The following is a 23,393-nucleotide window of genomic DNA, read 5'->3' on the forward strand; positions in this document are numbered from 1 at the left end:
ACAAAGGAGTACCCGCCATGCCCCTCGTCCCCACCGACAGCGAAGTGTGGTTCCTGACGGGCAGTCAGTCGCTCTACGGCGAGGACACGCTCGCCCAGGTCGCCGCCCAGTCCCAGCGGATATGCGAGACGGTGGCCGCCGATGCCGCTGCCGGAGCGGCCGCACGGATCGTGTGGAAGCCCGTTCTGACGGAGGCGGACGCGATCCGCCGGATGTGTCTGGACGCCGAGGCGGACGACCGCTGCATCGGCGTCATCGCCTGGATGCACACCTTCTCCCCGGCCAAGATGTGGATCGGCGGCCTCGGTTCCCTGCGAAAGCCCCTCCTGCACCTCCACACCCAGGCCAACCGCGGTCTCCCCTGGTCCACGATCGACATGGACTTCATGAATCTGAACCAAGCGGCGCACGGAGACCGCGAGTTCGGCCATATCCAGTCCCGTCTCGGCGTCGTCCGCAAGACCGTCACGGGGCATGTCTCCTCGCCGGACGTGGCCCACCGCATCGCCGCCTGGACGCGTGCCGCCGTCGGCCGGGCCGAGTTCGCGCGCCTGCGCCTCGCCCGCTTCGGGGACAACATGCGGGATGTCGCGGTCACCGAAGGGGACAAGGTCGAGGCCCAGTTCAGGTTCGGCACGTCCGTCAACACCTATGGCGTCAACGAGTTGGTGGAGGCCGTGGACGCCGTCGGCGACGACGCCGTCCTGGCGCTCACCGAGGAGTACGCGGACAGCTACGCGCTGGCCCCCGAGCTGCGGCCCGGCGGAGAACGCCACGCGTCGCTGCGGTACGCGGCCCGCATCGAGGCCGGACTCCGCGGGTTCCTCACCGCCGGCGGCTTCCGCGCCTTCACCACCAACTTCGAAGACCTCGGCGGCCTGCGGCAGTTGCCCGGTCTGGCCGTCCAGCGCCTCATGGCCGACGGCTACGGCTTCGGCGGCGAGGGCGACTGGAAGACCTCGGCGCTGCTGCGTGCCACGAAGGCCATGGCGCACGGGCTGCCCGGAGGCACCTCCTTCATGGAGGACTACACCTACGACCTCGCTCCGGAGCGCGGTCTCGTCCTCGGGGCCCACATGCTGGAGGTGTGCCCGTCCCTCGCCTCGACGACGCCCTCCTGTCAGATCCACCCGCTGAGCATCGGCGGACGCGAGGATCCGGTCCGTCTCGTGTTCGACGCGGCCCCCGCCCCCGGAGTCGTCGTCGGGCTGGCCGACATGGGGTCCCGCTTCCGGCTGGTCGCCAACCGGATCGACGTCGTGGGACCGCCCGAACCGCTGCCCCTGCTGCCCGTGGCCCGTGCGGTCTGGCGCCCCGAACCCGATCTGCGCACCTCGACCGAGGCGTGGCTGACCGCCGGCGCGCCGCACCACACGGTCCTCACCACGGCTCTGGGCCGCGAGGAGTTCGAGGACCTGGCCGACATGCTCGCCGTGGAACTCGCCTTCATCGACGCGGACACCACCGTACGCCGGTTCGCCCAGGAGCTCCGCTGGAACCAGGCCTACCACCGGCTGGCCGAGGCGCTGTGAGCGGCCTCGCCCGGACGGCTCCGTCCCCACCCCCGCCAGGAGGCCCCGCCATGTCCCGCTCCGCTTTCGCGTCGCTGCGCGGCGAGGTCCTCTCCGCCAACCTGCGCATCCCCCGGTCGGGCCTGGCGACCCTGACCTGGGGCAATGTGAGCGGGGTGGACCGGGAGGCCGGTGTGTTCGTCATCAAGCCCTCGGGAGTCCCCTACGACCGGCTCGGCGAGGACCATCTCGTCGTCGTCGCGCTGGAGGACGGCCGGGTGGTCGAGGGCGACCTGCGGCCCTCGACGGACACCGAGACGCACCGCAGCCTCTACCGGGCCTTCCCCTCCGTGGGCGGGATCACCCACACCCACTCCCCCCATGCCGTGGCCTTCGCGCAGGCCCTCCGCCCGATCCCGGTGCTCGGCACCACGCACGCGGACACCTTCGACGGCCCGGTGCCGGTCACCGAGCCGCTCAGTCCCGAACAGTGCGCGGTGGACTACGAGTTCAACACCGGAGAGGTCATCGTGGAGCTGCTCGAAGGTGACGACGAGCGCGCCAGGACCGTGCCGGCCGCCCTCGTGGCCCACCACGGTCCCTTCACCTGGGGCGCGGACGCCCATGCCTCGCTGGAGCACGCCGTCATCTGCGAGGCTGTCGCGGAGATGGCGCTGCACACGCTGTCCCTGGGGGCCGTGCCGCCGCCTCAGCACCTGTTGGACCGCCACTTCACCCGTAAACACGGGGCGGGGGCCTACTACGGCAACCCTGGAGCTGTGTGAGCCCGGCTCCCGGATTCTCCCGGCGGGCCCGGTCAAGGGGAACACAAGGTGAACGGCGCGGCGCGGGGGCGTGAGTTGGCCCGCACAGTGCCCCGTTCGCCATCCCGCGCGCCCTGCCGGGGGGCCACGTGACGCGGCGAGGATGAGCCGACCGCACAAGATCCCGACGCATCCGCGCACCCGCCGTTCGGTGGGTGGCTCCGCGGTGGAAGGAATCCACGTTGCTGCTTCTCATCTCCCCGGACGGTGTCGAGGAGGCCCTCGCGTGCGCGAAGGCGGCGGAACACCTTGACATCGTCGATGTCAAGAAGCCCGACGAGGGCTCGCTCGGCGCGAACTTCCCCTGGGTCATCAGGGAGATCCGCGGAGCGGTCCCGGCGGACAAGCCGGTCTCCGCCACCGTCGGAGACGTGCCGTACAAGCCCGGCACGGTGGCGCAGGCGGCGCTCGGGGCCGCCGTCTCCGGGGCCACGTACATCAAGGTCGGCCTCTACGGATGCACGACGCCCGACCAGGCCATCGAGGTCATGCGCGGAGTCGTGCGGGCCGTGAAGGACTTCCGGCCGGACGCGTTCGTCGTCGCGTCGGGCTACGCCGACGCCCATCGGATCGGCTGCGTCAGCCCGCTGGCGCTGCCCGACATCGCCCGCCGCTCCGGCTCCGACGCGGCCATGCTGGACACCGCGATCAAGGACGGCACCCGGCTGTTCGACCATGTGCCGCCGGAAGCGTGCGGTGAATTCGTCCGGCTGGCCCACGAGGCCGGTCTGCTCGCCGCCCTCGCGGGCAGCGTGAAGGCGGAGGATCTCACCACGCTGACCCGGATCGGGACGGACATCGTGGGCGTGCGCGGGGCGGTCTGCGAGGGCGGCGACCGCAACTCCGGGCGGATCCAGCCCCGGCTGGTGGCCGCCTTCCGGGCGGAGATGGACCGGCACGCCCGGGAGCACGCGGCCGCCCCGGCCGCGAGCTGACCGCCCGCATGGCCCCGCATCGGCCCCGCCCGGAACCGGCGTCCCGCGGTGGGTACTTCACCGTCCTCGATCCGGCGACGGGCGAGGACTTCGACGAGGCTCCCGACCAGCGGGCGGAAGAGCTGGACGCGGTGGTCGGCCGGGCCCACGAGGCCTGGCCGGGCTGGCGGGCCGACCCGGCCGCCCGCACCACCGCGCTACTGGCGGCGGCCGACGCCGTGGAGGCGGCCGGGTCCCGGCTCGCTCCCCTGCTCACCCGTGAGCAGGGGAAACCGCTGCCCGAGTCGTACGCGGAGGTCGCCCGCACGGCGGCCCGCCTGCGCCACTTCGCCGCAGCGGCCCCCGAGACCCGTACGATCGCGGACGGCCGGCCCGGGCACAGCGAGATCCGCTGGCGGCCGCTCGGGCCCGTCGCCGCCATCGTCCCGTGGAACTTTCCGCTCCAGCTGGCGTCGGCGAAGTTCGCGCCCGCGCTCGCCGCGGGCAACACGGTGGTGCTCAAGCCCTCGCCCTGCACACCGCTGGCCACCCGACTGCTGGGCTCCGTCCTGTCCGCCGCGCTCCCCGAGGGCGTGCTGAGCATCGTCACCGGTCAGGAGCCCCTCGGGGAGCGCCTCGCCTCGCACCCGGGGATCCGCCATGTCACCTTCACCGGTTCGGTCCCCACCGGGCGGGCCGTCGCGGCGGGCGCGGCGCCCGGTCTGGCCCGGGTCACCCTGGAGCTGGGCGGCAACGACGCCGCGATCCTGCTGGACGACGTGGAGGTGGAGCGGATCGCGGACCGGCTGTTCTGGGCGGCGTTCCGCAACTGCGGTCAGGTCTGCATGGCGGTCAAGCGCGTCTACGCCCCGGCCCGGCTCCACTCCCGGGTGGTCGAGGCCCTCGCGGAACGTGCGAAGTCCGTGGTGGTCGGGGCCGGTCTCGACCCGGGTACGGAGCTGGGGCCGCTCAACAACGCCGCCCAGCTGGCCCGGGTGGAGCGGTACACGGCCCGTGCGCTGGCGGACGGGGCCCGGGCCGTGGCGGGCGGTCACCGGCTGGACCGGCCGGGCTACTTCCACGCCCCGACCGTGCTGGCCGATGTGGATCCCGACAGCCCGGTGGTGACGGAGGAGCAGTTCGGTCCGGTCCTGCCGGTGCTGTCGTACGGGAGTCTCGACGAGGCCGTCGAGGCGGCCAACGCCACCCGGTTCGGTCTCGGCGGCTCGGTCTGGGGGACCGACCTGGACCGGGCGGAAGCGGTGGCCGACCGGCTGGAGTGCGGGACGGCGTGGATCAACCACCACGCCGAACTCTCCCTCGCCCAGCCCTTCGCCGGGATCAAGGAGAGCGGTGTCGGCGTCGCGGGTGGGCCGTGGGGGCTGTACGGGAACCTCAGACCGTTCGTCGTGCACGGTGCGAGGGAGGCCGGAGGATGAGATTCGGCGCGGCGGTACTGCGCTCGTACGAGGACCCGTTCGCCGTCGAGGAGGTGATGCTGGACGCGGGTCCGGCCGCCGGGGAGATCCTGGTCCGGATCGCGGGCTGCGGCATGTGCCGGACCGATCTCGCGGTCCGGCGCTCGGCGGGCCGCTCACCGCTGCCCGCGGTGCTGGGCCACGAGGGCTCCGGCGTGGTGGTGGAGACGGGCGGCCCGGACACCGGGCTGAGCCCGGGCGACCATGTGGTGCTGAGCTTCGACTCCTGCGGACACTGCCGAAGCTGCCTGGGCGCGGCGCCCGCCTACTGCGACCGGTTCGCCGCGCTGAACCTCTTCGGCGGCCGCGCCGAGCACGCGTCCCGGTTCACCGACGCGGCCGGTGGCGCGCTGGCGCCCCGGTGGTTCGGCCAGTCCTCGTTCGCCGAGTACGCGATGGTCCCGGCCCGTAATGCCGTACGGGTCGACCCCTCGCTCCCCCTCGAACTGCTCGGGCCGCTCGGCTGCGGCTTCCTCACCGGCGCCGGGGCGGTCCTCAACTCCTTCGGCGCGGGCCCCGGCGACACCGTCGTGGTGCTCGGCGCCGGAGCGGTGGGGCTGGCGGCGGTCATGGCGGCCACCGCGTCCGGGGCCGCCGCCGTGGCGGTGGACCTGAACGCCGAACGGCTGGTGCTCGCCGAGAAACTGAACGCCACCGCGCTGCACGCCGCCTCGGCCGATCTGCCCGGCCGGATCCAGCGGCTGACCGGTGGCGGCGCGCGCTTCGCCCTCGACACCACGGGGTCCGCCCGGCTGATCAACGACGCGCTCCGGGCGCTGCGTCCGACCGGCCGTCTCGGGCTGGTGGCCCGGCTGCACACCGCGCTGCCGCTCGAACCGGGGACGCTGGACCGGGGCCGGACGGTCTCCCACATCTGCGAGGGCGACGCGGTGCCGGCCCTGCTGATCCCCCGGCTGACCGGGCTGTGGGAGGCCGGTCTGTTCCCCTTCGACCAGCTGATCCGTACGTATCCGCTCGCCGACATCAACGAGGCCGAACGCGACTGCGACCTGGGCCGCGTGGTGAAACCGGTCCTCGTTCCGTGAGCGGGCCCATGAAATCACCGACACCGAGGGAGTGCACATGGTCGACACGGCGCACCGGAACACCGATGTGGAGGGCGTGGCAGGAGGGGTCGGGGTGACCGCTCTGCTGGTCGCCGCGGCGCGGGCCATCGAGACACATCGCCCTGACAGCCTGGCGCGGGACGCCTACGCGGAGCACTTCGTGCGCGCGGCACCGGCGTCCACGGGCTGGCCGGTCCACCCCCGGGAGGTCCCGGACGGGGACACGAATCCGCTGTGGGGAAGGTTCGCGCGGTACTTCGGGCTGCGGACGCGGGTCCTCGACGACTTCCTCCTGAGGTCGGCGCACGCGGGGAACGCCCGCCAGGTGGTCCTGCTCGGGGCAGGGCTGGACTCCCGGGCGTTCCGGCTGGACTGGCCTCCCGGCTGTGTGGTCTTCGAGGTCGACCGGGAGGAGGTCCTGGCGTTCAAGCACCAGGTGCTCGGCGGCCTTTCGGCCACGTCGAAGGCGGCCCGGGTACCGGTCCCGATGGATCTGCGCGACGACTGGGCCGGCGCCCTGCCCGGCGCGGGCTTCGATCCGGCCGCGCCGAGCATCTGGCTGGTCGAGGGGCTGCTGTTCTATCTGCCGCCCGCCGCGGAGACGTATCTCATCGACACGGTGGACCGGCTGAGCGCCGCGGGCAGCGCGCTGGCCTTCGAGGTCAAGCTGGAGAAGGACCTGTTGGCGTACCGCGACAGCCCGCTCTACACCGCCACGAGACAGCAGATCGGCATCGATCTGCTGGAGCTGTTCGACCTGGAGCCGCGGCCCGACTCGGCGGGGCGGCTGACGGACCACGGCTGGTCCACCTCGGTCCGCACGCCGTTCGACTTCACCCGTCTGCACGGGCGCGGCCCGCTGCCCGAGCCGAACGACGCGCTGGCGGGCAACCGCTGGGTGTTCGCGAGCCGGACCCGGCGGTAGCCGCCGGCGCGTACCCGGCGGGCGGAGCGCCGGTCAGCGCTCCAGGGCGCCCTCGGCGGGTGCGGCTGCGCGCTTCGCCCGCTCGGCGGCGGCTTCGAGGTCGGCCCGCCTGCTCCGCAGGAGCTGTTCGGTGGCGGCGGCGTGCTCGGCCACCACCGGGTCGGGGCCGGCCGCGGCCTTCGCCAGGGCGGGCTCGACCACGTCGCCGAGGTCGACCAGGGCCCGGCTCAGGCTCATCCGCAGACTGCGGTTGCCGCGGCCGAGCTCCTTGACGAGTTCGGCGGTCAGCCATGTCTCCTCGGCTTCGGGTACGAGGGAGACCGCGACGCGCCACGCGGTCCGGGCGGTCTCGTCGTCGGCGTCGTGCAGCATGTCGCGCGTGATCCAGTCCCACGCGGCCTTGTCGCCGATCTTGGAGAGCGTGTGCATCGCCTGGCTGCGGGCCTGGGCGGACGCGGAGTCGAGCTCCCGGCGGATCCGGGGCAGGGTGACCTCGGGCGCGTAACGCATCAGCGCCCAGGACAGGGTGTCCCGTACGAAGAGGTCGGGTTCGACCCCGCACCGCTCGACCAGCGTCTCCAGGAGTACGGGGTCGGGGGCCGAGCCGATCGCCATGGCGGCCTTGAGCCGGACCGACGGGTCCTCGGCGCTCAGGGCGCCGGCCAGGCGGATGTGGTGCGGGGTTCCGTTCGTGTCGATCGGGACCATCTCCTGCGTGTAGTGAGAAACCTTGTCGATGCGGCAGGCCCGCCGCGCCCCCTGCCCCGGTCAGAGGCGGGGCAGCAGCCCGAACTGGCCGAGCACACCGGCCAGGTCCCAGTAGAGGGACTCCTCCTGGATGCGGCCGTCCGCGGAGAACCCGTACACGGTCGCGCCTCGCATCGTGAAGTGCTTGCCCTTGGCCAGGGCGGCGAGTTGCTCGGGCAGCCCGTCGAGGACGCCCTCCAGCGTGCCCGACATGGTCCACTCGCAGACCCCCGACCGGTCGTCGGCGAAGACGGACCGTACCGCCATCCGGGTCTCGGGGATCGCGGCCAGCCAGGAGCGTACCCCCGCTTCCAGTTCGGCCCGGCCGCTCCAGACGGAGTCGAGGGGCACGTCCCGTGAGACGGCGTCGTCGGTATAGGACGCGAGCCAGCCTGCCGCGTCCGCCTCGCTGATCGCGGCGAGGCAGACGCGGACGAGCTGTTCGTTGGTGTGCATGGGCTGCTCCGGTTTCGGGACGGGACGCCCCGTCTCCACGGAGCGTCAGGATGATGCGGGCGTCCGCAACATCGACGACAGGGTGCTGTCGAGGATGTCGGGGACGTCCTTGACCTTGAGGTGCCGCGCGTCGGCCTCGGCCGCCGCGGCGTGCAGCAGGCTGTAGAAGGTGGTCACCAGCCAGGACAGCGGGAGGTCCGTGCGGAACACGCCCTCCTCCTGGCCACGGACCAGGACCCGCTCCACCCGGGCGAGGACCTTCTCGTGGTGCCTGCGGCGCCGGGCCGGGGCGATGACGCCCTCGGACGCGGCGAGCAGGAACGCATGCTGTTCGAGGATCCGCCAGCCGGACCGGACGAGCAGCGAGAAGGCCTCGTCGGCCGGCCCCTCGTCGAGCACATGGGCCCCCAGCGCCGCGTCGGCCTGCTCGACGGAGTGCTCCAGCACGGCGTCGAGCAGGTCCTCGCGGGACGGGAAGTGCGCGTACAGCGTGACCCGGCTCACCCCGGCCGCGCCGGCGACCGCGGACAGGCTGACGTTGGGGTCCTTGCGGAAGCATTCGAGCGCGGCGGCGACGATGGACGCGATGCTGCGCTCCGCGTCCGCGCGTCGGCGCGGCTCTCCTCCTGGGGTGCGGCCGCCAGGGCGGCGCACCTTCTCATGCGGCGTGGACATGGTGTGAGCGTAGGCCACCCTCTCCGGGGACGGTCCGGGTGCCGGGCCGTGCCCCGGGGCCGGGCCCGTTCCGTGTCCTGTCAGGCATGGAGCCGCGGATCGGGCTCGGTCACGGCCGGCGCGTCGGACTGCTCCGGCAGCTTCGCGGGGCCCGCGTCACCGGCCCTGCCCTTGGGGAACAGCAGCACCGAGACGACGATGCCGACGGCGGCCACGGCGGCACCGGTGAACATCGAGGGTGCCATCCCGGAGACGAAGGCGGACCGTGCCAGTTCGGCGAACGCCTCCCCCGCCTCGCCGGGCAGCTCCCGGGCGACGGCGAGGGCGCCCCCGAGGGAGTCGCCCGCGGCGTCCAGGACCGGGTCCGGGAGACCGGCGGCGACGCCGCTGTCCGTCACCTCAGCGCGGTAAGTGCCGGCCAGCAGGCTGCCGAGGACCGCCACCCCGAGGGCCGCGCCCAGCTGCACGGCCGCGCTGTTGGTGGCGGAGCCGACGCCGAGGTCGTCCTCGGAGAGGGAGCCGACGATCGCGTCGCTGGTCGGGCCGATGATGAACCCGGCCCCGAAGCCGAGGAAGAGCATCGCGGCCAGCGCCCGGCCGTAGCCGTCGCCGTCGCCGGTGGTGGCGAGGATCAGCAGCGAGACCACGGCGAACGCGAGGCCGGTCGCCGCCAGCCAGCGGGTTCCCACCTTCTGGCCGAGCAGCCAGCCGCCGACCAGCGGGCCCATGGCCAGGCCGCGCCGATCATCGCGGACCAGCGGCCGATCGGGGGCGGGGGGCGACGCTGCAGTCACGACATGCTCCTCAACTTGAACACGACTGTTCGGGTTGAGGGTAACGCAGAGCGCAACGCAAGTCGAACAGCGTTGTAAAGGTTGAGGTGCCGCAACCATTCACACCCAGCAGTTCATCCTCATCGTCGACGTGACCGTGGCGAACCTCGCCCTTTCCGCGATCGGCGGACAACTCGGCGTGGATGCCTCGGCGTTGATGTACATCGTCGCTGCCTGCGGTCTCGCCGGAAGCGGCGGCACTCTTACTCACGGCGCGGGCCGTACAGGGCATCGGTGCCGCGGCCATGTCACCTGCGGTCATGGCGCTGATCACGATGGTGTTCCAGGGGCCGGAGCGTAACCGCGCGCTCGGCGTCTGGGCTGCGATCGGCGGCACCGGCGCCGCCTTCGGCGTCCTGGGCGGCGGCGCGTGCTGATCTCGGCGTTCTTCCTCTGCTCCCTCTACCTCCAGCACGTTCTCGGCTTCAGCTCGCCGCGCACCGACCTGATGTTTCTGCCGGTCGCCCTTGCCACCACCGTCGGCGCACACCTCGGCTCGGTGCTCATGGCACGGCTCGGCCGGACCCTGCTGCCGAAAGGCCGCCACGATCCGTCGGAGGGCCCACTGTTCGCCCACTGACAGGCTCTTCGGTGTTCATGCAGCCCTTGCCGAACGCCGAAGAACCCGTTCCCCGTCAAACGAACTCCCCGCTACCAGCCCGCCTTCACCGCGTTGTAGGCCGTGCGGCAGTCGGTGTTGGTGGCCTCCGCCGCCAGCTTCTCCATGGAGTTGCGCCAGACCTTCTTGGCCAGCTTCTCCAACTCACGGGTCTCGGCGGGGACGTTCGGGGCGTACTTCTTGAGCGTCTGCAGCGAGGACCTGGCGAACTTGTTGCACACGGGCCCGGCGGCGTTCCGGTAGCGGGTGTCCAGGTCCGTGGCGACGGCCTGCCCGTTCTGGGTCGCCCAGGTGTTCCAGGCCGCGCACGCCACCTCGGTGAGCGCCTCCTGGTCGGCCTCGCTCAGCCCCAGCACCTGGCCCAGCATGGCGTTCTTGGCCTTGTCGGGGACCGTGAAGTCCACGACGGGGAACTTGTCGAGGGTTTCGAGCAGCGCCTCCTGACACGCGGGAGGCATCGGGGCCGCGTGCGCGGTGGAGGGGACGGTCAGTGCGGAGGCGGCGAGCAGAACCGCGGTGAGGGCCGTGCGCCGGACGGTACGCGAAAGAGTCATGGGGGTGGTGCTCCTTGCGGGGGAAAGCAGGAATGGGGGTGACGTTCCGGGCGCGGCTTCAGCGCCCGACGGCTACAGAACGATCACCGCCTTCCCAGGTCACGGGCGTGTCAAGGGCGTTGCGGGTACGCCGGCGGAAGACCAGGAATCCGGCGGTCGCGGCGCCGATGAGCCACAGGCACTGGATCACGATTCCCCGGACGGCCGACGCGTCGGAGAAGGCGGCGGACATGCTGGCCTGCACGGCTCCGTAGGTCGGCAGGTAGCGCACGACCGCGCTGTCCGATCCGGAGCTGGAGAGGGGGTTCTGCAGGGCGACGTCGAGGATGCTGATCATCAGGATGGCGAACATGCCCTCGACCTCGCGGCGGAGCACCGATCCGAGGACGACGCCGAGCGCGCCGTAGGTCAGAGCGGCGCAGAACAGCGCGGCGGCGAGCAGGAGGGGTTGTCGCGGCGGCCAGGAGACCCCGACGGCGACCGTGGCGTACACCGCGATGGCGACACAGACCAGCGTGAGCGCGGAGAGTTTGGCGAGGACGAGGTGATACCGGGGGTAGCCCGCCATCGCGAGGCGGCGGTCGAAGGCGCCTCCCGTGAAGGTGGCCGCGAACATCATGAACCCGGCGATCAGGGTGACCGCGTTCAGCGCACCGGTGATCTGGGTGAGGTGGTTGCCGGGCGGGGACAGCACCTCACCGGTGGCCCGCAGCCGGAACGGGGCCGGCCGGTCGGGGATGGTCACATAGGCGAGGGCGATCCATACGGGGATGTACACGACCACCAGGAGCATCGCGAACCGGTTGCGGGCGTGCCCGATCAGCGCGTACTTGGACGCCGTGATGAACAGCTGCCGGTGCCGCCTCATACCGCCACCGCCTCCGTACGCCGTTCCTGGAGCTCCAGGCGCCCGTTCTCCAGCCGCCAGAGCAGGTCCAGCCGGTCGATGTCGTAGGCCAGGTGCGAGATGACCAGGACCGAGTGCCCGGCGTCGCGCAGCCTCTCCGCCAGCTCCCAGAAGCGCAGATACGTCTCCCAGTCGAACCCCTGGTAGGGCTCGTCGAGCAGGAGCACGTCCGGATCGTGCATGAGCGCCAGGGTCAGGTTGAGCTTCTGCCGGGAGCCCCCGCTGAGCAGTCCGGCCCGCTGGTCGAGGTACTCGGTGAAGGCCAGGGTCTCCATCACCTCCTCGGCCCGTCGCAGGTTCGCGAGTCCGAACGCGCTCTTGAAGAGGTCGAGGTGCTGGCGGACGGTGAAGGAGTCGTCCAGGACCACGGACTGCGGGCAGTAGCCGAATCTGCCGCTGTGCCGCACCGAGCCGCGGTCCGGCCTCAGTTCACCGGCGAGGATCTTCAGCAGCGTGGTCTTGCCCGCGCCGTTCTCCCCCACGATCCCGGCGAGGGTGCCGGGCCGCAGCCGTAGGTCGATGCCCCGGAGAACGGCATGCTGCCGGTAGGAGTGGTGCACATCGGTGACGTCCATCGCGTTGCTCCGTCGTACCAGGTGGTGTCGTACCAGGTGTTCCTGATGGCCCGCGGAACCCGTCCGCGTCGTGTGGTGGGCGGCGCCCGCCCGGCTCATACCGGCGTCGAGCTCTCCGCCAGCTCGCCCACGGCCTGCTCCCACAGCAGCGGCAGCGACTCCCCCAGGGGCAGGGCGCGGTCGGCGAGGAAGGACACCTCGGCCCAGTCGCCGAAGAACGACAGCCCCACCGCGAAGAGATGGCCCGGCACGAGCAGGGGCAGCAGGGCGGTGCCCGTCACCTGCGAACCCCCCAGGCTTCCCCGGTCGGCCAGCGGCATGGAGGTGGCCATGACGTTGGTGACGCGCGGGGAGAGCATCCTGCGCAGATACCACTCGGTGGGGGCGTCCGGCATGAAGCGGACCAGGTCCTGAATGGCCTGCCGCCAGGTCTCGCCCCGCAGCTTCCGGGTCGTCGCCATGACCTGGTCCAGCCGTCGCAGCGGCGCCTGAGTGTTCCGGGGACCGTCCGGGTGTTCCCGGGCGGTGTGCACGGGCAGCTCGAACGGCAGGGCGAAGCAGCGGTTTCCCCAGGTCTGTTCCTCGTCCGCGCGGCGTGCGTCGACGGGCAGCACGGCCGTCGCCCGGGGAAGCGGTACGCCGGCCCGCGCCGACCAGACCGACAACGCCCCCGCCAGGGCGGCCAGATGTGCGTCGTGGGCGGAGCCGCCCCGGCCGGCGCCGATCCGGCGCAGGGTGTCCGACGGTACGCGGCCGCGCCACAGCCGCCGTTCGCCGGAAGGAGTGAAGGCCGCGTCCGGGCGGTGACCGCGTACGGCGAGCGAGCCGGCGAGGAACCTGGTGGCGAGACCGACGGCCGCGCCGACCCGCCGGGGCGCCCCGGAGAGCCGGCTGTGGCCAGGCACCGGACGGGCGGACGGCTCGCCTCCGCTCAGCAGGGCCCGGAAGGTCATGGCGGCGGCCGCGCCGTCCTGGCAGGCGTGGTGGAAGCGGTAGCAGACGGCGTACGCGTCGGGTTCATGGCCGTGGACCAGCCAGACCCCCCAGTAGGCGCCGGGGGCGAACGGGGCGTTGAGCGCGGTGTCCAGGGCCGGGTCCCAGCCGGCGGGCCCGTCGGCGACCACCTCGTGCACATGCCGGTCGACGGCGAAGTCCCCGTCCGGCTGCCAGCGTGACCGCCGGCCGCCCGCCACCCGGCTCGTGAGCAGGGGCAGTTCGCCGAGGCGGAAGCCCACGTACGCGCGCAGGTCCGCCAGGGACGGCGGCGGTCCGCTGAGGTAGGCGATGCCACCGGCATCCCAGCGGACGTCCGGCCGACGGCGCTCCAGGCTGAGGAACGCGCGGTCGACCGAGTGGGTGGGGTGGCGGGGCGGGGGAACGGACGCCTCGGACCGGGCGGACGTGACGGACGCCTCGGACCGGGCCGACGGTACGGATGAGGTGGACGGGGCGGGTGGCGGGGCGGACGGGGTGCGCTGCTCGGAATCGGGCATGAGGCTTCGGGGCTCCCATTCGGGCCGGGGCGATCGCGCTGACGACCGGAGGGCGGTGGGACGTGAGCGTGGGAGGCCACCGGCCCCGGGCGGCCCGTCCGTCCGGAACCGGCCCGGCGCACTGCCCGGACCGGCCGACCATCAGGATGACCATCGCCCGGAGCGGTTCCGTCCGGCGTCCGCACGCCGCCCCGGCCCCGGCAGCCGGATTCCGGCCGTCCCCGCGGCCGCCGGCCGCATCCGCCATCGGCCCCGGCGGCCCCCGGTTTCCCTGTCCTGACGGGCCCGGCGGCCCCACCCGGCCACAACCACTGTCGACATGGCGACTCTTCAACGACCGGTCCGGACCCCGGCGACGGGTTCCCCCGAAAGGAGGACAGGGCTCCGGCCACCGCCGTACGGCTCCGTCCGCGCACGGCTGCCGCGCAGGTGAGGGGCCGCCCGGCCACGCACCGGACCGACGGCTCTTCACCCTCCTCGGGGTGGCGTACTTCGTTCGGGTGAGCAGCGGAGATCGAGGCGCGTTCTCCGCCGCTCGTCTGCCATTGTGTGCCGTGCGCCGGAGATCACCGGGTCCGAAAGGCCCGAGAACCCCCGTCCGGACGGGTGGTCGGAGAACCGGCGAGCAAGCACCAGCCGCACCGGACCGGCCGGACGAACCGGACCGTGCGCGGTGCGATCGCCGGTGACGATCCGCGACGCACGACGGCCGGTGCCGTCGTCCTCCTCCCGCACCCGGTCTCCGCAACGGCAGCACCGCCCTCTCTCTCCTCATCCCGCTCTTCTCCGCACACGGTCGGCGATCCGCCCCCTCTCACCGCCCTTGGAGCCACGCTCGTGCACGTCGCACTCACCGGCGCCACCGGATTCCTCGGACTGCGCCTGTTACGTCGCCTGCTCGGCACCCATCGGTCGGTGACGGTCCTGGCCCACGCCGGATCGGGGGACGCGCTGCACCGCATCACCCGGTACTTCGAAGTGACGGGCGCACCGGAGGCGTTCATCGCCCGGCTCCCTCATCGGCTGCGGGTGGTGGAGAGCGATCTGGCACTGCCCCGGCTGGGGCTGCCCGCCCGGACGTATCAGGAGCTGGCCGACAGCCTCGGCGCGATCTGGCACAGTGCGGGCAGCATCAATCTGGAAGGCGACCTTCCCGAGCTGCGCCGGACCAACGTCGAAGGGACCCGGCGGGTGCTGGAGCTCGCGGCCTCGGGCCGTGGGTCGCCCGTGGTCCATCACGTGAGCACCGCGTTCGTGGCCGGGGCGCGGCGGGACGGGGTGGCGTACGAGGACGAGCTGGACGACACCGGTGGTTTCGAGAACGCCTACGAACGGTCCAAGTACGAGGCGGAGCTGCTGGTTCGCGCCTGGTCCCGGGAGCACGGCCGTCCGGTCCTCGTCCTGCGGCCGAGCATTCTGGTCACGGACCTGCCACCGCACCCCGAGCTGCCCTCGCACCCGCTGCAGGTCGTCGAGCGGATCCTGCGCGACGCGCGAAGCACCGCCCCCGCGAGCCCGGACCCGCCCGGTGGCGTGGGCGCGTCGGGCGGCATCGCCGGGTCCCGGCCGCGCGTCCGCACCGTGGGGCACCCGCACGGCCGGCTGAACCTGTTGCAGGTGGACCACGCGGCCGAGGTCATGGTGCGGCTGGCCGGTCTGAAGCCCTCCGGCGGGGTCGACACGTACCACGTCGTCCATGACCGCGATGTGCCCGTACCCGTCGTCGTGGCCTTGCTGGAGCGGCTGGTCCCGATCGCGATCGACCTGGTGGCCGCCAGGCCGGAGCGCCCGTCGGCGCTGGAGGCGCTGATGGAGTTCTACCCGGGCGTGACGGCCTACCTCGCCCACCGGCGGCGGTTCGACGACACCCGGGTCAGGGCCCGGCTGGGGCCGTCGGCGGTCTCTGCTCCGGTGGGCCTCGACTACCTCTGGTCCGGTCTGGCCCCACGGGACAGGACCCGCCCCGTCCCCCTGCCCCCGCAGATCCCCACGACCGTCTCCTGACCTGCTGACCTGCTGACCTCTTGGCCTGCTGACCTCTTGACCCGCTGACCTGCTGACCTGCTGATCTCCTCTTCCGTTGGAGTCTTCGCGTGTCCGTCCTCACCGTCCCCGGCGCCACCGCCGCGCCCCCGCCGGTCTTCTCGCCCGAGGGGATCGCGACCTGCGCCCGGCGGATCCGGGAACCCGTCCATGTCGTCGGCGGGCCGGACGGCCGGGAGCTGGGGCTCGCGACCGGCCCACCGCCCGGCGGCCCGGTGCTGGGCACGCTGCCACCGCTGTACCCCGAGTGGCTCGGCGGTCGTACGTTCTGCGAGGCGCACGGCGTCCGCTTCCCCTATGTCGCCGGTGAGATGGCGAACGGCATCGCGACGACCACGATGGTCGCGGCGATGGCCCGGGCCGAGATGCTCGGCTTCTTCGGGGCCGGAGGTCTGGCGTACGCCGAGGTGGAGCGGGCCGTGCACACGCTCGCACGCGAGCTGGAGTCCCGCCCGAACTGGGGTGTCAACCTCATCCACTCACCGGCCGAACCGGGCCTGGAGTTCCGGGTCGCCGAGCTGCTGCTGCGCTGCGGTGTCCCCCGGATCTCCGCGTCGGCGTTCATGGAACTGACCCCGGCGGTCGTGCTGTGCGCGGCCCATGGTCTGCGCCGGGGCGCGGACGGCGGCGTCGTCCGGCGTACGCGTCTGTTCGCCAAGGTCTCGCGGCCCGAGGTGGCCGAGAGGTTCCTCTCCCCCGCCCCGTCCGCCCTGCTGGAGCCGCTCGTCGCCCGGGGGAAGCTCACCCGCGAGGAGGCGGAGCTGGCGGCCCGGGTGCCGGTGGCCGAGGACATCACCGTGGAGGCGGACAGCGGTGGGCACACCGACAACCGGCCGTTGTCGGTCCTGCTGCCGAGGATCACCGTCCTGCGTGACGCGTTGTGCCGGCGGTTCGGCTACCGCCGGCCGGTCCGGCTCGGTGCGGCCGGTGGTCTCGGCACACCGGACGCGGTGGCCGCCGCCTTCGCTCTCGGCGCGTCCTATGTGGTCGTCGGGTCGGTGAACCAGACGGCGGTCGAGGCGGGCCTGTCCGACGAGGCCAAGGCGATGCTCTGCGAGGCGGACGTCGCCGATGTGGCCATGGCGCCCTCGGCCGACATGTTCGAACTCGGCGTGAAGCTCCAGGTGCTGTCCCGGGGCACGATGTTCGCGCAGCGGGCCGGCCGGCTGTACGCGGCGTACCGGGACCACGGATCGCTGGAGGAGATCCCGTCCGCGCTGCGCGCCCCGATCGAACGCGATGTGCTGCGGGCCTCGTTCGACGAGACCTGGCGGCATACGCGCGCGTTCTGGGAGCGGCGCGATCCTGCGGAGATCGCCCGAGCGGAGGCCGACCCGAAGCACCGTATGGCCCTGGTCTTCCGCTGGTACCTGGGCAGTTCCAGCCGGTGGGCGATCTCCGGGGAGGAGTCGCGGCGGGCCGACTACCAGATCTGGTGCGGACCGGCGATGGGCGCGTTCAACCGGTGGGTGGCGGGCACGTTCCTGGCCGAGCCGGCGCACCGGTCCGTGGTGCAGATCGCACTCAACCTCCTCGAAGGGGCCGCCGTGCTCACGCGCGCCCATCAACTGCGCACCTATGGCGTTCCGTTGCCGGTCGAAGCGTTCGCCTGCACGCCGTGCGAGCTGGCGTGAGCGGCCCCGGAGCAACCGACGCCCCGGCACCGACCGTTCGACCCCGAGGAGAGACCGTGCCCGGCTCCACCCCCCGTCAGATCCCCGTCGCCGTGGTCGGTGTGGGCGCTCTGGTGCCCGGCGCGACGGACGCGGCCGGCTACTGGCGGATCGTGACCGGCGGCCGCGATCTGCTCACCGAGGTGCCCGCCTCCCGCTGGCGGGTGGAGGACCACTACGACCCGGACCCGGCCGCCCCCGACAAGACGTACGCCCGTCGGGGCGCCTTCCTCCCCGAGGTGGACTTCGACCCGATGGCCTACGGGGTGCTCCCGTCCAACCTGCCCGCGACGGACACCTCCCAGCTGCTCGCCCTGATGGTCGCCGACCAGGTGCTGAAGGATGCAGGCGGCCCGGGCCGGGTGGACCGGGACCGGACCGGTGTCGTTCTCGGCGCGGCGGCCCTCGAACTGCTTCCGCACATGTACGGGCGCGCCCAGCGCCCGCTGTGGCTCGCGGGTCTGCGGGAGAGCGGACTCGGCGAGGCCGAGGCGGAGGCCGTGTGCGACCGCATCGCGGCCCGCTTCGAGCCATGGCGTGAGTCGTCCTTCCCCGGGCTGCTGGGCAACGTCGTCGCGGGCCGGATCGCCAACCGGTTCGATCTGCACGGCGTCAACCACACCACCGACGCGGCCTGCGCCAGTTCGCTGGCGGCCCTGTCGACGGCGGTCGGTGAACTGGCCCTCGGCCGGGCCGACCTGGTGATCAGCGGTGGTGTGGACACCGGGAACGACATCGGCATGTTCCTGTGCTTCTCCAAGACGCCCGCGCTCTCCCCCAGCGGCGACTGCCGGCCGTTCTCGGCCGCGGCCGACGGCACCATGCTCGGCGAAGCGGTCGTCATGTACGCGCTGAAGCGGTTGTCCGACGCGGAGCGTGACGGCGATCGGATCCACGCGGTGATCCGGGGCATCGGCACCTCGTCCGACGGCAGGAGTACGGCGATCTACGCCCCGCTGCCCGACGGCCAGGCGCGGGCCCTGCGCCGCGCCTACGAGGAGGCCGGTTACGGGCCGGAGACCGTGGAGCTGGTCGAGGCGCACGGGACCGGCACGAAGGCCGGGGACACCGCCGAACTGGCCGCGCTCACCGAGGTGTTCGCCGCTTCGGAGCGTCAGGACGGACAGTGGTGCGCGATCGGCTCGGTCAAGTCGCAGATCGGCCACACCAAGTGCGCGGCGGGCGCGGCGGGGCTGCTCAAGGCGGTGCTGGCCCTGCACCACAAGGTGCTGCCGCCGACGGTCAAGGTCGACCGGCCGAACCCGGCGGCCGCCGCCCCGGACGGCCCGTTCTACGTCAACACCGAGACCCGCCCCTGGGTCCGGCCGGCCGGTCATCCGCGCCGCGCGGCGGTGTCGAGCTTCGGCTTCGGCGGCAGCAACTTCCATGTCACGCTGGAGGAGTACACACCCTCGTCAGGACCGGGGCGTGCGGCCCTGCGCCATCGCACGGCCCCGAGCGAACTCGTCCTGTTCAGCGGCGACTCCCCGTCGGACCTGGTCCCGCCCGTGCCGGACGACGGGCGTCCGCTGGCCGCACTGGCCCGGGAGAGCCACGCCGCCTTCTCGTCCGCCGCCCCGGTACGGCTGGCCGTCGTCGCCACCGATGCCGAGGACCTGCGGAAGAAGTACGCGCAGGCGGCCGAGTCGATCCGGCGGCGGCCCGACACAGCGTTCTCCACACCGTCCGGCATCCGGTACGCGTACGGGAAGGGCTCGCCCGGCCGTATCGGCTTCCTGTTCCCGGGGCAGGGTGCCCAGTACGTCGGGATGGGGGCCGGCCTCGCGATGCTGGCACCGGCCGCCCAGACCGTGTGGGACCGGCTGGGGCCGACCCGCTTCGACGGGCGGGGCCTGCACCGGGTCGTGTTCCCGCCGCCCGCCTTCACCGACGGGGAACGCGCCGCGCGGGCGGCCCTGTTGGACGCCACCGAGTGGGCGCAGCCGGCGCTGGCGGTGCACGCGCTGGCGCTGCTGGAGGTGGTACGGGGGCTGGGGCTGCGGCCGGACTGCGTGGCGGGCCACAGCTTCGGCGAGCTGGTGGCGCTGCACTGCGCGGGGGTGCTGGACGCCGATGCGCTGGTGGGTCTGGCCCGTCGCCGCGGTGAGCTGATGCGGGACGCGGCGACCGCTTCCGGCGCGATGCTGGCGGTGGCGGCGGACCGGGCGCAGGTGGCCGAGGTGCTGGCCCGTGGCGGGTTCGGCGACCTCTGGCCCGCCAACCACAACGCGCCGCGCCAGGTGGTGCTTTCGGGCTCGGCGGAGGCGGTCGGGCGTGCCGAGAAGGCGTTCTCGGCGGCGGGGGCCGGCACCCGTCGGCTGGCCACGTCGACCGCCTTCCACAGCCCGCTGGTCGCCCCGGCCGTCGAACCGCTCGCCGCGTATCTGCGCACGGTGCCACTCGCGAAGCCCCGGCTCCAGGTCTACGGCAACGCGGACGCGCAGCCGTATCCGTCGTCGCCGGACGAGGTGCGCCGCCGTATCGCCGGTCATCTCGCCTCACCGGTGCTCTTCGAGGACCAGATCGAGGCGATGTACGCGGCGGGGGTACGCACCTTCGTCGAGGTCGGCGCGGGTGCGGCGCTGACCGGCCTGGTCGGGCAGATCCTCGGCGACCGCGAGCACGCGGCGGTGCCCCTGGACCGGTCGGCACGTCCCGGGGCCGACACCCTGCACGCCGCGCTCGGCGAACTGGCCGTACGAGGTGTCCCCCTCGACCTCGACACCCTCTGGGCCCCGTACGCCCCGCCCGAAGCCTCAGCGAAGGAGCCCGAGCCCCGGATGACCGTGAAGATCAGCGGAGGCAACTACGGCCAGTCGCAGCCGCCGCGCGCCGCGTCCACCGTGCCGCCGCCACGGGCCGCGTCCGCCGAACCGCCGCCGCGCACCACGTCCGTCGAGCCGTCGCCACCCGCACCGGCTCCCGTACTCGTCCCCGTGCCCGAACCCGTCCTCGTCCCCACCCCCGTATCCGCGTCCCACACCCCGGCGGTTCCCATGCCCGCGCACGTTCCTTCCCCGGTCCACACCCCGCAGCCGTCGGCGTACGGGACGGCTGTCGCCGACGGCGACCGGCTCGCCGCCGTCGAGAGCGTCCACCGGCAGACGGCGGAGGCTCACGCGGCCTGCCAACGCCTGCTGACGGAAAGCCACATGGCGTTTCTGCGCATGACCGAGACGACTCTGTCCGCCCTGCTCGGGGTGCCGGACGCGGGCGCGGCCGTGGAGGTGACGACCGCCGCCGCGCCGGCGCTGCCGCTGCCGCGCGCCTCGTCACCGCACCCCGCACCGGCGGCCGTTGCGCCGCCTTCCGCAGCTGCCGCATCTGCCCCAGCGGCTCCGTCGGTTCCATCGGTTCCGTCAGCTCCTGTCGTGACCGAGGTCCCCGCGCCGGAAGCCGCTCCCGCTCCCGTCGACGACGCGGTGTCCCTGTCGCCGTCGGAGCTGGAGGAGTTGCTGCTGTCGGTGGTGGCCCAACTCACCGGCTATCCGACCGCCATGCTCAACATGGACATGGAGCTGGAGGCGGATCTCGGCGTCGACTCCATCAAGCGCGTCGAGATTCTGTCGGCCGTGCGCCGGCAGGTGGGTGATGTGGCGGCGGGAGACGTCGGGCGGCTCGGCAAGCTCCGTACGCTGCGCGAGATCGTCGCGGCGATCACCGGTGACGCCCGGCCCGCCGTGCCCTCCGTGGTCGTCGAAGCTCCCGCCCCGGTGCAAACGACCCACGAGGCTGCCGGACCAACGTCGCTGACACCACCGACGCCGCTGGCACCGCGGACACCGCTGACGCGGCTGGTGCCGCGCATGGTGGAGGCTCCGGTGTCCGGGCTGGTGACGGCGGGGCTGCTGGACGGTCCGGTCGTGGTGACCGGCGAGGGCGGGGACGGGTGCTCGATCGTCGCTCTCGTGGCCCGGAAGCTCACCGAGCACGGCGTGGACGCGACCGCCGCGAAGGAGGTGCCCGAGGACGCCCGTGGCGTCATCCACCTCGGCGCGCTCACCGCGAGCGGTGATCCGGACGCGGCGCGGGAGGTCCACCGGTCGGCGCTGCGCGCGGCGCGTGCGGTGGCGTCACGGGCGGCGGCGGACGGCGGGGTGTTCGTGAGCGTCCAGGACACCGGGGGCGACTTCGGGCTCGGCGGCCACGCGGCCGGCCGGGCGTGGCTGGGCGGGGTCGCCGGGCTGGCCAGGACCGCGGCGAAGGAGTGGCCGGACGCCTCGGTCAGGGTCGTCGACTGCGAGCGGGGCGGCCGGGACGACGAGGAGGTCGCCGAGGCCGTCGTACGGGAACTCCTCCGGGGCGGGGCCGACCCCGAGGTCGGTCTCCGCGCGGACGGCGCCCGCGCCCTCCTGCGGTCGGCGCCCGAGCCCGTGACGCCAGGCGGCGCGGGCCGGATCACCGCCGACTCGGTGATCGTGGCCACCGGCGGGGCGCGCGGGGTGACCGCCGCCGCCCTGCTCGACCTGGCCAGGGCCCACCGTCCGAGGATCGTGCTGCTGGGCAGGACCGATCCGGCCGCCGAGCCGGCCGGGCTGGCGTCGGCGGCCGACGAGGCGGCGCTCACCCGCCTGCTCGCGGACCGCACGGCCGAGGTCGCGGCGGACTCCTCGCCCGCCCGGATCGCGGAGCGGGCCCGGGAGATCCTGGCCGCGCGCGAAGTACGTTCGACCGTGACGGAGTTGGAGGCCGCGGGGTCAGCCGTCCGATACGTGCGGGTGGACGTCCGCGACGCCGACGCCCTCGCCGCCGCACTGCGCGAGGTGCGCGAGACCTGGGGGCCGGTCACCGGCATCGTGCACGGTGCGGGGGTGCTGGCCGACAAGCTGATCGCCGACAAGACCGATGAGCAGGCCGAGTTGGTGATGTCCACCAAGGTGGACTCTCTGCGGGCGCTGCTGGCGGCGACGGCGGACGATCCGCTGGACACGATCTGCCTGTTCTCCTCGGTGGCCGCCGTGTTCGGCAACGCGGGGCAGAGCGACTACGCCATGGCCAATGAGGTGCTCCGCCAGGTCGCCTCGGCCGAGCAGGCCCGCCGCCCCGGCTGCCTGGTGCGGTGCGTGGCCTGGGGCCCCTGGGAGGGTGGCATGGTCACCCCGGCCCTGGCCGCGCACTTCGGCAGGTCCGGGGTGCCGCTGATCCCCCTGGCGCAGGGTGCCGCGGCGTTCACCGCCGAGCTGGACGGGGCCGTCGGCGAGGTCTGCGTCGTCCTGGCGGCCGGGGACGATCCGGCCGCCCTGTCCCCGGCCGGAGCCGGGCGCCGCGCCCAACTGCTGGTGCGCGCGGACACGCTGCCGCAGTTGGCCGACCACGCGCCCGCCGGGACTCCGGTGCTACCCGTGGCCCTGGTCCTGGACTGGTTCGCGGGCGCGGGCACGGCCTGGCTGCCGCAGGCCGGGCGGCTGGTCCTGCGCGATCTGCGGGTGTACCAGAAGTACGCCCTGCCGGAGCTGTCCGGGGCGGGCCACCGGCTCACCGTGCTCGGTGGCGGGGGCGCGCCCGGTTCGCCGTCGGGTCTGGAGGCGGAGCTGCGGGGCGAGGTGGGCCCGGCGCACTTCCGGGCCGTGCTGGACACCGGGTCCGAGGAGCCGATGCGGCCGCCTGGGACACCCCGGACGGTCTGAAGCCGCTCGACCGGACCGATCCGTACGACGGGGACGTCCTCTTCCACGGCCCCCGGTTCCACGCTCTGCGCACGGTGCGCGGTGTCTCCGAGCACGGGGCCGAAGCGACCGTCGCGGGCCTGCGGGCCCTGGGCTGGGAAGCGGGTGGGCACGGGCCGCTCGATCCGGCCGCCGTGGACGGCGCACTCCAACTCGCGCTGCTCTGGGGCGAGAAGGTGCTGGGTGCGGCGACGCTGCCGATGGCCGTCGCCGAGTGCCGGGTGCACCGGCGCGGCCCGGTGGACGACGCCGTGCGCTGTGTGGTGCGCGGACGAAAGGCGCACGACACGGGGGCGCGCTGCGACGCGGCACTGATCGACGCCGACGGATCCGTCCGGCTCGAACTGCTCGGCGTGGAACTCGTCCGCCGCCCCTCCTGAATCCTCACCCCCACTGCCGCCCCTCCCGGCCCCGCCGCCCGGGCCTCGGCCCC

The 23,393-nt window shown here is 73.4% G+C and carries 21 protein-coding genes; 12 read left to right on the forward strand and 9 right to left on the reverse strand.

The features are described from left to right. Positions 1-17 precede the first annotated feature (17 nt). From araA to ACSMXR_RS02915, 6 genes are all read left to right on the forward strand, one after another. Complete coding sequence (gene araA / locus ACSMXR_RS02890) at positions 18-1,532, forward strand: L-arabinose isomerase (protein WP_381796594.1); 1,515 nt, start codon at positions 18-20, stop codon at positions 1,530-1,532. Positions 1,533-1,582: 50 nt separating this feature from the next. Further along, positions 1,583-2,296: an L-ribulose-5-phosphate 4-epimerase AraD gene (araD, locus tag ACSMXR_RS02895; RefSeq protein WP_381855098.1), complete on the forward strand. Its 714-nt coding sequence runs from the start codon at positions 1,583-1,585 to the stop codon at positions 2,294-2,296. A 221-nt stretch (positions 2,297-2,517) separates the two neighbouring features. Further along, positions 2,518-3,270 (forward strand): (5-formylfuran-3-yl)methyl phosphate synthase, encoded by a 753-nt coding sequence (locus ACSMXR_RS02900; protein ID WP_473171164.1) that lies wholly within the window; start codon positions 2,518-2,520, stop codon positions 3,268-3,270. Between the two features lie 8 nt (positions 3,271-3,278). Continuing rightward, entirely contained in the window at positions 3,279-4,688 is a 1,410-nt protein-coding gene (locus ACSMXR_RS02905; protein ID WP_473171165.1) for an aldehyde dehydrogenase family protein, read from the forward strand. Then, the gene (locus ACSMXR_RS02910; RefSeq protein WP_473171166.1) at positions 4,685-5,773 is read left to right on the forward strand and encodes an NAD(P)-dependent alcohol dehydrogenase; all 1,089 of its coding nucleotides are present in this window, start codon (positions 4,685-4,687) and stop codon (positions 5,771-5,773) included. The genes ACSMXR_RS02905 and ACSMXR_RS02910 overlap by 4 nt, the downstream gene beginning before the upstream one ends. Before the next feature lie 37 nt (positions 5,774-5,810). Continuing rightward, positions 5,811-6,719 carry a class I SAM-dependent methyltransferase gene (locus tag ACSMXR_RS02915; RefSeq protein WP_473171167.1) on the forward strand — a complete coding sequence of 303 codons (909 nt, stop codon included), beginning with the start codon at positions 5,811-5,813 and terminating at the stop codon, positions 6,717-6,719. A 33-nt stretch (positions 6,720-6,752) separates the two neighbouring features. Here the strand turns inward: ACSMXR_RS02915 and ACSMXR_RS02920 are convergent, their stop codons facing one another. The 5 genes from ACSMXR_RS02920 to ACSMXR_RS02940 form a co-directional block, all read right to left on the reverse strand. Next, entirely contained in the window at positions 6,753-7,427 is a 675-nt protein-coding gene (locus ACSMXR_RS02920) for a HEAT repeat domain-containing protein (RefSeq protein WP_256342953.1), read from the reverse strand. Between the two features lie 60 nt (positions 7,428-7,487). Continuing rightward, the gene (locus tag ACSMXR_RS02925) at positions 7,488-7,922 is read right to left on the reverse strand and encodes a nuclear transport factor 2 family protein (RefSeq protein WP_473171168.1); all 435 of its coding nucleotides are present in this window, start codon (positions 7,920-7,922) and stop codon (positions 7,488-7,490) included. 45 nt (positions 7,923-7,967) lie between these two features. Then, the gene (locus tag ACSMXR_RS02930) at positions 7,968-8,597 is read right to left on the reverse strand and encodes a TetR/AcrR family transcriptional regulator (protein WP_063751847.1); all 630 of its coding nucleotides are present in this window, start codon (positions 8,595-8,597) and stop codon (positions 7,968-7,970) included. 80 nt (positions 8,598-8,677) lie between these two features. Next, positions 8,678-9,391, reverse strand: coding sequence for an MFS transporter (locus ACSMXR_RS02935; protein WP_473171169.1), 714 nt, complete (start codon positions 9,389-9,391; stop codon positions 8,678-8,680). Between the two features lie 10 nt (positions 9,392-9,401). Next, positions 9,402-9,692: a hypothetical protein gene (locus tag ACSMXR_RS02940; protein WP_473172499.1), complete on the reverse strand. Its 291-nt coding sequence runs from the start codon at positions 9,690-9,692 to the stop codon at positions 9,402-9,404. Between ACSMXR_RS02940 and ACSMXR_RS02945 the strand changes: the two genes are divergently transcribed. Beyond that, positions 9,676-9,807 carry a hypothetical protein gene (locus ACSMXR_RS02945; protein WP_473171170.1) on the forward strand — a complete coding sequence of 44 codons (132 nt, stop codon included), beginning with the start codon at positions 9,676-9,678 and terminating at the stop codon, positions 9,805-9,807. The two genes, ACSMXR_RS02940 and ACSMXR_RS02945, sit on opposite strands and share 17 nt — an antisense overlap. Beyond that, the gene (locus ACSMXR_RS02950; RefSeq protein WP_473171171.1) at positions 9,801-10,010 is read left to right on the forward strand and encodes a hypothetical protein; all 210 of its coding nucleotides are present in this window, start codon (positions 9,801-9,803) and stop codon (positions 10,008-10,010) included. Before ACSMXR_RS02945 ends, ACSMXR_RS02950 begins: the two co-directional genes overlap by 7 nt. Positions 10,011-10,081: 71 nt before the next feature. Here the strand turns inward: ACSMXR_RS02950 and ACSMXR_RS02955 are convergent, their stop codons facing one another. The 4 genes from ACSMXR_RS02955 to ACSMXR_RS02970 form a co-directional block, all read right to left on the reverse strand. Further along, the gene (locus tag ACSMXR_RS02955; RefSeq protein ID WP_473171172.1) at positions 10,082-10,603 is read right to left on the reverse strand and encodes a hypothetical protein; all 522 of its coding nucleotides are present in this window, start codon (positions 10,601-10,603) and stop codon (positions 10,082-10,084) included. A 58-nt stretch (positions 10,604-10,661) separates the two neighbouring features. After that, entirely contained in the window at positions 10,662-11,471 is an 810-nt protein-coding gene (locus ACSMXR_RS02960) for an ABC transporter permease (RefSeq protein WP_218526928.1), read from the reverse strand. Beyond that, the gene (locus ACSMXR_RS02965; RefSeq protein ID WP_137231529.1) at positions 11,468-12,085 is read right to left on the reverse strand and encodes an ABC transporter ATP-binding protein; all 618 of its coding nucleotides are present in this window, start codon (positions 12,083-12,085) and stop codon (positions 11,468-11,470) included. Before ACSMXR_RS02965 ends, ACSMXR_RS02960 begins: the two co-directional genes overlap by 4 nt. Before the next feature lie 95 nt (positions 12,086-12,180). After that, positions 12,181-13,578 carry a wax ester/triacylglycerol synthase domain-containing protein gene (locus tag ACSMXR_RS02970; protein WP_473171173.1) on the reverse strand — a complete coding sequence of 466 codons (1,398 nt, stop codon included), beginning with the start codon at positions 13,576-13,578 and terminating at the stop codon, positions 12,181-12,183. A gap of 837 nt (positions 13,579-14,415) precedes the next feature. Here ACSMXR_RS02970 and ACSMXR_RS02975 point away from each other — a divergent pair. The 4 genes from ACSMXR_RS02975 to ACSMXR_RS02990 all read left to right on the forward strand — a co-directional run bounded on the left by ACSMXR_RS02975 (position 14,416) and on the right by ACSMXR_RS02990 (position 23,340). Beyond that, positions 14,416-15,582, forward strand: a complete 1,167-nt coding sequence (locus tag ACSMXR_RS02975) for an SDR family oxidoreductase (RefSeq protein WP_473171174.1) — start codon at positions 14,416-14,418, stop codon at positions 15,580-15,582. Positions 15,583-15,671: 89 nt separating this feature from the next. Beyond that, the gene (locus ACSMXR_RS02980; RefSeq protein ID WP_473171175.1) at positions 15,672-17,255 is read left to right on the forward strand and encodes a PfaD family polyunsaturated fatty acid/polyketide biosynthesis protein; all 1,584 of its coding nucleotides are present in this window, start codon (positions 15,672-15,674) and stop codon (positions 17,253-17,255) included. A 56-nt stretch (positions 17,256-17,311) separates the two neighbouring features. After that, positions 17,312-22,921 carry an SDR family NAD(P)-dependent oxidoreductase gene (locus tag ACSMXR_RS02985; RefSeq protein WP_473171176.1) on the forward strand — a complete coding sequence of 1,870 codons (5,610 nt, stop codon included), beginning with the start codon at positions 17,312-17,314 and terminating at the stop codon, positions 22,919-22,921. A gap of 74 nt (positions 22,922-22,995) precedes the next feature. Continuing rightward, the gene (locus ACSMXR_RS02990; protein WP_473171177.1) at positions 22,996-23,340 is read left to right on the forward strand and encodes a polyketide synthase dehydratase domain-containing protein; all 345 of its coding nucleotides are present in this window, start codon (positions 22,996-22,998) and stop codon (positions 23,338-23,340) included. The last annotated feature ends 53 nt before the right edge of the window (positions 23,341-23,393 follow it).

Source organism: Streptomyces sp. DSM 106670 (assembly GCF_055792845.1).